The 7,951-nt window shown below is 35.5% G+C and carries 8 protein-coding genes and 1 pseudogene; 2 read left to right on the forward strand and 7 right to left on the reverse strand.

The features are described from left to right. Positions 1 to 130: 130 nt before the first annotated feature. Positions 131 to 694 (forward strand): annotated as a pseudogene (locus tag J7E66_RS07055) (IS4 family transposase); the annotation flags it as partial. Positions 695 to 1,107: 413 nt separating this feature from the next. Here J7E66_RS07055 and J7E66_RS07060 read toward each other — a convergent pair. The 6 genes from J7E66_RS07060 to J7E66_RS07085 all read right to left on the reverse strand — a co-directional run bounded on the left by J7E66_RS07060 (position 1,108) and on the right by J7E66_RS07085 (position 5,772). Next, positions 1,108 to 1,443 (reverse strand): (2Fe-2S) ferredoxin domain-containing protein, encoded by a 336-nt coding sequence (locus J7E66_RS07060; protein WP_214998665.1) that lies wholly within the window; start codon positions 1,441 to 1,443, stop codon positions 1,108 to 1,110. 22 nt (positions 1,444 to 1,465) lie between these two features. After that, positions 1,466 to 2,329: a hypothetical protein gene (locus J7E66_RS07065; RefSeq protein WP_214998667.1), complete on the reverse strand. Its 864-nt coding sequence runs from the start codon at positions 2,327 to 2,329 to the stop codon at positions 1,466 to 1,468. Positions 2,330 to 2,359: 30 nt separating this feature from the next. Continuing rightward, positions 2,360 to 4,780 (reverse strand): heavy metal translocating P-type ATPase, encoded by a 2,421-nt coding sequence (locus J7E66_RS07070; protein ID WP_214998669.1) that lies wholly within the window; start codon positions 4,778 to 4,780, stop codon positions 2,360 to 2,362. Between the two features lie 91 nt (positions 4,781 to 4,871). Then, entirely contained in the window at positions 4,872 to 5,111 is a 240-nt protein-coding gene (gene copZ / locus J7E66_RS07075; protein WP_214998671.1) for a copper chaperone CopZ, read from the reverse strand. A 96-nt stretch (positions 5,112 to 5,207) separates the two neighbouring features. Beyond that, a complete protein-coding gene (gene copZ / locus J7E66_RS07080; protein WP_214998673.1) occupies positions 5,208 to 5,414 on the reverse strand; it encodes a copper chaperone CopZ in 207 nt (68 codons plus the stop codon). A 16-nt stretch (positions 5,415 to 5,430) separates the two neighbouring features. Continuing rightward, a complete protein-coding gene (locus J7E66_RS07085; protein ID WP_374103834.1) occupies positions 5,431 to 5,772 on the reverse strand; it encodes a metal-sensitive transcriptional regulator in 342 nt (113 codons plus the stop codon). A gap of 564 nt (positions 5,773 to 6,336) precedes the next feature. On the opposite strand from J7E66_RS07085, the gene J7E66_RS07090 reads away from it, so the two are divergent. Next, a complete protein-coding gene (locus tag J7E66_RS07090) occupies positions 6,337 to 6,849 on the forward strand; it encodes a DUF3231 family protein (protein ID WP_214998677.1) in 513 nt (170 codons plus the stop codon). Positions 6,850 to 7,636: 787 nt separating this feature from the next. Here J7E66_RS07090 and J7E66_RS07095 read toward each other — a convergent pair. Continuing rightward, the gene (locus J7E66_RS07095) at positions 7,637 to 7,879 is read right to left on the reverse strand and encodes a hypothetical protein (RefSeq protein WP_214998679.1); all 243 of its coding nucleotides are present in this window, start codon (positions 7,877 to 7,879) and stop codon (positions 7,637 to 7,639) included. Positions 7,880 to 7,951 lie beyond the last annotated feature (72 nt).

Below are 7,951 nucleotides of genomic sequence, written 5' to 3' on the forward strand. Positions count from 1 at the left end.
TTATTTAGAGAAATCAATTAAAGAATTAATTTATAGTAGTAATGTTACTATTTATCAAACATTCTGTCAAGTTAAAATTTGTTCCAAACTTACTCATTGTGAATTTCAAGGAACGAGAACCTCATTTCCACTCTATCGTTTAGCAGCACCCATTCAAGGAAAAAAAGGGCTTCTTCGCTCCATACAAACCACCCAAGCCAACGGAGTTCCAGTCAAAATGGTCTTCGTTCGTAACCGTAATAAAAAGAGCGAGTGGCTAGCTATTTTGAGTACAGACTGTACGTTAAATGACCAAGAAATTATCAAAATATAAGGCATGAGATGGGACATTGAAGTCTTTTTCAAGACAACGAAATCCTTATTAAAACTCCAAAAGGAGTTTCAAGGTCGTTCCTATGATTCCTTAATTAGTCATACAACGATTGTCTTTTCACGATACATTGTACTGTCATGGCAAAACCAATGTAGCAGGGACGAAAGAACACTAGGTGGTATGTTTTATGAACTTTGTGATGAAATCAGTGACCTCGATTGGGCTACTGCGCTTCAGCAATTAATCGAGCTTCTTGAAGATACCCTTAAAGAGAGTAACAAGAAAATTCAAAAGTTAATCAAAAATCAACTACAACAATGGATCGCTGGCTTACCCAACTATATCAAGGCATACCTGCCTATTTCAGTGTGCGAAAGTTGAGTTATAATAATTGTAGCCAAGTGACCCCTAAGAACTTGGTGTTTACGTCATAAGAATCCGTCCTTAACTACCATTGAGGATGGATTCTTTTGTGCATTTTTACTTTTCATATACTTTTTTAAATACTAAACATGGATCAAAATCGTCATAAAGGAGTCATTTCTATCTTCAACTGCTTACTTTAGTTTATGTACGTTTCTTCACAATCTCTTACTAAGATTAAATTAAATATCCAGTCTTTGAAAGTCTTGTTCCATTAAATGGCCCGTTTGTGGAAGATAGCATGTTCCAGTAAAGGACTTTTTTTAAAACGACTTTATTATGATGAAATACCAATTGTCACTCGGCACTTACTACAGTAGAAAAGCGTCCTGTTAAACAGAAACGCTTTGGGTCGATATAGAGATAAGATGTTACAGTTCACTCTCATGATTCTTAAATGTTTGCCCATCATGGTAAAAAAGTTCAGAGCCTAAATGAACATTTTCGTTTTCTTTCAATTGACGAATAAGCTCTTCACTTTTAGTTTTATTCATTTCTTTATACCAGGTTCCTTGTGGATATAGAACAGCGATCGGACCATGTTTGCATTGGCCGTTACATAATGTTTTTGTTGTGTGAATCTCCTTTTGCAGATCTAAGTTTTTCAATTCTCCCCTAATGGTCTCTGTTACTTCTTCTGCTCCATTTTTCATGCAGGTTTTCCCGTTGCAAATTAATAGATGTTTGCTAACACCATCTAAGTTCATAACATTCCCCTCTGTTCCTCGTTTATTTTACCTCTATCACAAATGGGTAGGCAGTTACTTTACCATCAAATTTAAATTCTCCCCATACTTTGTAGATCCCAGGTTTATCAAATTTTGTTTCAAATTGTGTCTTTTCTTCTGAAGTAGGGTGCACATGAACAAATTTCTCACCCTTTTCATCCAAAATAACAACATGACCTAAAGCCCCCAGGTAGGGCTCTGGTGTAATCCCTTTTGTATCAAAATTTAACGTAACATCTTTGTTTACTCCTAGCTCTGTAGTTGTTAATTCAACCGTCTTTCCATTAATTGTTTTAGTTAAGTTTGTATCAGCCTTTAGTGAATTTTCATCAAGGTCACCATGGCCTTTCCCCACATGCAGCTCTATCGGACTAATTTGATAGGCAAGGTTTTTTGGTTTAATATCAACAAAAGCTTTATAAGAGTTTTCAGGCAGGTCGAATTTCAGAGTATACACACCATTTCCTTTTTCCTCAGGATGTAAATGGTAATAATCTTTTAAGTCGGCACTTACAATAATTAAATGCATAATCTTTTCATGTGAAATTTCTAATTCAGGTGAATTTTGGTCTTTATCCTTTAGATCAATGGAAATTAAGCCTTCTTCATATTTTACGTTTGTGACCACTTCACTTTCTGATGTAGCCCCATGATTTGAATGCCCTGAATCCTTACCTCTTGTATGATCATCGTTATGTGCTTGCTCAGCAATAGTTTCTTTTTTCTCATGACTATTTGCTTCCGAGTGGGTATTAGTGTGATCGTTATTACTGTTCAAGCTTGCATATACGGAATATCCGCCAATGACTAACACAAGATAAACAATCGCTGAAATTGCCCAGGTCAAAATGTTTTTTTGTTTCATAAAAATGCTCCTCTCTTTTTTATCGATCAATTATCCTTTTAACTTAATCCGCTGTAATCTAAGTGCGTTTAAAACAACTGACACTGAACTAAATGCCATTGCTACTCCTGCAAGCCACGGTGCCAGAAAGCCCAGTGCTGCAATTGGAACTCCTAAAGCATTATAAGCAAAGGCCCAAAATAGATTTTGCTTAATATTTCGAATCGTCATTTTACTCATAAAGATGGCATCGGCAATACTATTTAAGTCTCCTCTGATTAAAGTAATATCAGCAGCCTCCATTGCTACATCCGTACCAGTACCGATTGCCATGCCAATATCTGCAGTAGCAAGCGCTGGTGCATCATTAATACCGTCACCGACCATCGCCACTTTCTTTCCAGCTTTTTGAAGCTTTTTAACTTCCTCTGCCTTTCCTTCCGGCAGAACTTCTGCTATAACATGGTCAATTCCGACCTCATTTGCAATTGCTTGGGCTGTCTGTTTGTTATCTCCTGTAATCATAACAACCTCTAGACCCATATTTTTTAACCGTTCAATCGCTTTTTGAGAGGTTTCTTTAATTGTATCTGCAACAGCAATCACTCCTGCAAATTGATGATCAATTGCGACTAGCATTGCGGTCTTACCTTGCTTTTCTAAGTTTTCTATCTTAGGTAATATGTTTCCAACATTAATATTATTTTTCTCCATAAGTCTGCGCGTTCCGATAAGCAAGGATTTGCTTTCAACTATTGATTCGATTCCAAAACCAGGAATGGCTTCGAAATGTTCAGAGCTGACCAGTTCAATTCCTTTTTCCTTAATGCCCTCAACAATTGCCTCAGCTAACGGATGTTCGGAATTTTTTTCTGCAGCACCGACTAACTTTAAAAATTCCTTTTCTTCAAATCCATTTGCAAGAATAATATCTGTAAGTGTTGGTTTTCCATTTGTTACCGTTCCCGTTTTATCAAGGATCACTGTATCCAATCGATGAGTCGTTTCAAGATGCTCTCCGCCTTTAAACAAAATTCCATATTCAGCTGCTCGGCCTGACCCTGCCATAATGGATGTAGGAGTAGCTAGGCCCAGTGCACATGGACATGCGATAACTAATACGGCAATTAACTTTTCAAGAGCTGCTGCAAACTCTCCGGGACTTACAACAAAGTACCAAACCAGAAATGTCACAATGGCGATCCCAACGACAATTGGGACAAAAATTCCGGATATAACATCGGCTAAACGTTGGATTGGCGCTTTTGATCCTTGAGCTTCTTCGACTACTTTGATGATTTGAGCTAAGGCCGTATCCTTTCCCACCTTTGTTGCTTTTACCTTTAAAAATCCATTCTTGTTAATGGTTGATCCTATTACTGCATCTCCAACTGTTTTATCGACAGGAATACTTTCACCTGTAATCATTGATTCATCAAGGGCAGATCTCCCTTCAAAAATCACTCCATCTACAGGTACCTTTTCACCTGGTTTCACATATACGATATCACCAGCGATTACTTCTTCAATTGGTAAATTCAATTCTTGCCCGTCTCTTAAAACTGTGGCCGTTTTCGCCTGTAAGCCCATAAGCTTCTTAATAGCTTCAGAGGAACGTCCCTTTGCTTTTGCTTCAAACAGTTTACCTAATATAATTAGAGTAATTAACACAGCACTTGTTTCAAAATATAATTCCACCATATGTGCATCAGAGCCTATGGATAAAATACTCAAGTAGATGCTATAGAAATAAGCTGCAGAGGTGCCAAGCGCAACCAAGACATCCATGTTTGCACTTTTATTCCTTAATGCTTTATAAGCACCTGCGTAAAATTGACCGCCTACTAAAAATTGGACAGGAGTCGCAAGCGCGAGTTGAACCCAAGGATTCATGAACATCTCAGGCAGCCAAATGAAAGAAGTAACCTCAAAATGACTGACCATTGCCCAAAGTAAAGGGATGGATAAAATAGCCGAGAATATAAATTTCCCTTTTTGCTTTTCAATTTCTTTTTGTCTATGATCCACTTTTTCGCCTTTAGATTCTTGCTTTTGTTCCAAGCGATAGCCTAATTTATTAATGGCCTCCTTCATATCTGAGACCGAAACTTCATCAGGATTATATTCTACAAGGGCCGATTCTAAGGCAAAGTTAACCGTTGCGGTTTGAACACCATTTAACTTATTTAAACGTTTTTCAATTTTATTCGCACACGCTGCACACGTCATACCGCTTATATTAAATTCAGCTTTCTCACTGATTACTTTGTATCCTAAAGATTCCACTTTTTCTTTAAATTGATTTACATTTGCTATAGACGAATCAAATGTTACTTTTGATTTTTCTAATGCGAAATTTACGCTCGCATCCTCTACTCCATCTATTTTTTTTAGACCTTTTTCTATTCTCACTGCACAAGCAGCACACGTCATGCCAGCTATTTGAAGTGTTGTTTCTTTTTTATCGATCATAACCTTTTACTCCTATCACCACATACTATAGTGGGGTATATTTTTGGGGTAATAAAACGTGCCACTAAAGACAGCACGTTTTTTCAGTTCCTTAGTGACAGCTTTGATCTTTAGACGATTTACTCAGCGCTGCATCATAACCTTGATCTTCTATAATGTCAGTAATTTCTTTTAAAGAAACCACTTTCGAATCAAATGATACATCTACTTTTTCTTCATATAGGTGAACCTTTACAAAATGAACACCATTTAATTTTCCTACGTTTCCTTCTATTGAATTTATACAATGCCCACATGACATTCCGTTCACTGTTAATATTACATTTTCCATGATTTACTCCTCTTTATTCGTTATTACCATACCTAGGTATAGTATATTATTTTTAAAAATAAATCGTGCTTTATTCCGCACGGTCTTTAACCAAATTTATTGAACATCATAACCTTGGTCATCAATTGTTTCTTTGATTTTATCAATAGTAACTTCGCTCGGATTAAACTCCACACTAACCGTTCCTGAATCCAAGTTTACTTTAACAGCGGTAACTCCGGGTAATTCGCCTACACTGCCTTCAATTGAATTAATACAATGGCCGCATGACATACCTTTTACGATTAAAGTTATATTTTCCATATCGCTAAGTCTCCTTTTATTTTTTCAGTAATTTTTGAATTGTCACCATTACCTCGTCTAAAATATCCGTATCTCCCTCTTGAATTTTTTCTAGAACACATGACTTCATATGCCCTTCAAGTAAAATACGGGCGACACTATTTAAAGCGGATTGAGTCGCAGATATTTGAGTAATGACATCATCACAATACGTATCTTTTTCAATTAATCCTTTTATTCCCCTGATTTGACCTTCGATTCGATTTAATCTTGTTGTTAAGTTATTCTTCACTTTATCTGAATGGTGGCTTTTTCTTGCACCGTCTGATGAGCAGCATTGATCGATATCAACAATTTTATTAAGACTTTCTGAATTCATCGACATTGCCTCACCTCCTTAATTACATAATACTATACCCCCCCATAGTATGTGAAGAGTTTTTTAAAGAAAATTTTAAAATAGGTATTTGATATAGAATTTTATTTACTTAAATTGCGCCGGTTTGCTTAATAATACTTGAGTGTAATCTATCCTAGATTAACCTTATCTTTGCATTACAAATTGAATTCACTTCCAACCTCAATTAGAATAAACGTCTTATAATGTTGATTTTCCAAATATAAAAGAGCCTGATTTTGAAAAAAAGATTGATTAAAACAGGCTCTTAAAATATCTCACGAGGGCACTTTTTTAAAAAAGTTTGATCATTATCTACCTGTGTTGTTCAACAATAGCGCCCGATTCTTGAATAAGCTATTGCATATTATCCTCGAAGTGTGAAGTAAATAAATAAATGTTCAATCTAATCATTAACTCTCTAAACATAAAAAATTCATTTTAAGTGAATAATCTTGTTCATATGATTTAATAATATCCCATGTGCTCTATATCCTTTAAAAGGAGTAATTCATGAATGGACAAAAAATAATAAGGAGTGTAGTCATGGGAATTCTAAGTGGTAACCCTCAGGATGAACCAATGCATTACGGTGAGGTATTCGGAACTTGGACTTACCTTTTGACCAACAATGGCTTAATTGCCGCTTACCAGTCTTATATTAATCACGCTGGCGATCAAGACTTGAAAAAACTTATTGAAGAAGCTATTCAAGGAATGAAAAACGAAAACCAACAATTACAGGAACTTCTTAAAGCGAATGGGATTGGCCTACCACCAGCGCCTCCGGATCGTCCAAATGTAAATTTAGAGGACATTCCTGTTGGAGCAAGGTTTACAGACCCAGAGATCAGCGCAGCTGTTAGCAGCAACGTGGCTGCAGGACTAGTAGCATGCAGCCAGCTAATTGGCCAATGTATCCGAGAAGATATTGCAATGATGTATGGTCAGTTTCATTTAGCAAAAGCACAATTTGGTGCAAAAATGTTAAAGTTGAATAAAGAAAATGGTTGGTTAATTCCTCCACCACTTCACTATAGTAAAAATAAAGACTGCTAATTAGCAGGCGCCTCATATGAGGTGCCTTTTTTAATGTTCGCAATATCAGTCACTTACGGCTCACGTTTCGGCTCAAAATGTTCGAATTGTTCATTTAATGGTATAAACTTTAATTAATAACAAATAATCTTATTAAGATATTTCATCATCTAATTTAAGAAAAACATTTTCTGCAAGGGTGAATAAGATGTTCTATTGGATTTATAATCACTTTATAAATTCTGTTTACTTTATAATTACTTGCTATTTAATATTTTTTTCTGTTGCATTTTGGCTTTTGATTTCCATCAAGAAAGAAAGGAATAATGATAAATCTTAATGAAATACCCTTTAATGAACATTATTGGTCAATTATGCATTACTAAATTATTAAGACATAATGATAACTTAAAAGACACAATTCCTTGTACAAGAATTGCGCCCGATTGTTGAAGATCATTGCTTAAATCTTATTCAAGATAAGCCCCCGTTTCAGTAGTGCTTACTAAATAAAAATGGCTAAATTAAAGATTTACATGTATAAGATTTTTAGATATTTAGTGCGACAATTATGACTTACAGAAGAATAGTGCATTCATGCACCAATACAAGTATTTATACATGGGTAAAATGCTGTTATATCTCAAGATTTCTAGAGATGACAATTTAAAAAAATCTTAATATGACTTTAAACGACTTATGATTTACCACCCTAATTGAAAGAACCCTCATCTGAAAGGTGAACTTTAGCTCCATATGAAAAGCACTTTACTCCTGTTTGAAGTAGAATGCTAAGATGAGGATTTAATTATTTTTCTTTAACATCTACGACAATAGTTCCAAATAAATTATCGTTAATATAAGCATCGAGTTTCCAGATGCCTTTTGTTGGTAACTCAATGCCTGATGGAGTAGAAGCTGGTGCTCCCCAGTTTTCTCCTCCAATTGGGTTTGCTTTTATAACTGTTAATTTATTACCTTTTTCATTTGATGCAATTACTTTTAAATTATTTCCAACAATTTTGTTCAGATCTCCCCAAAACAACCACATGTATTTCTGCGTTTTTCCTGCAATAAATGGGTGTAACCGTCAAGTAGAAATCAACAGTTTTTAGTAAATAAG

Source organism: Bacillus sp. ISL-7 (assembly GCF_018613065.1).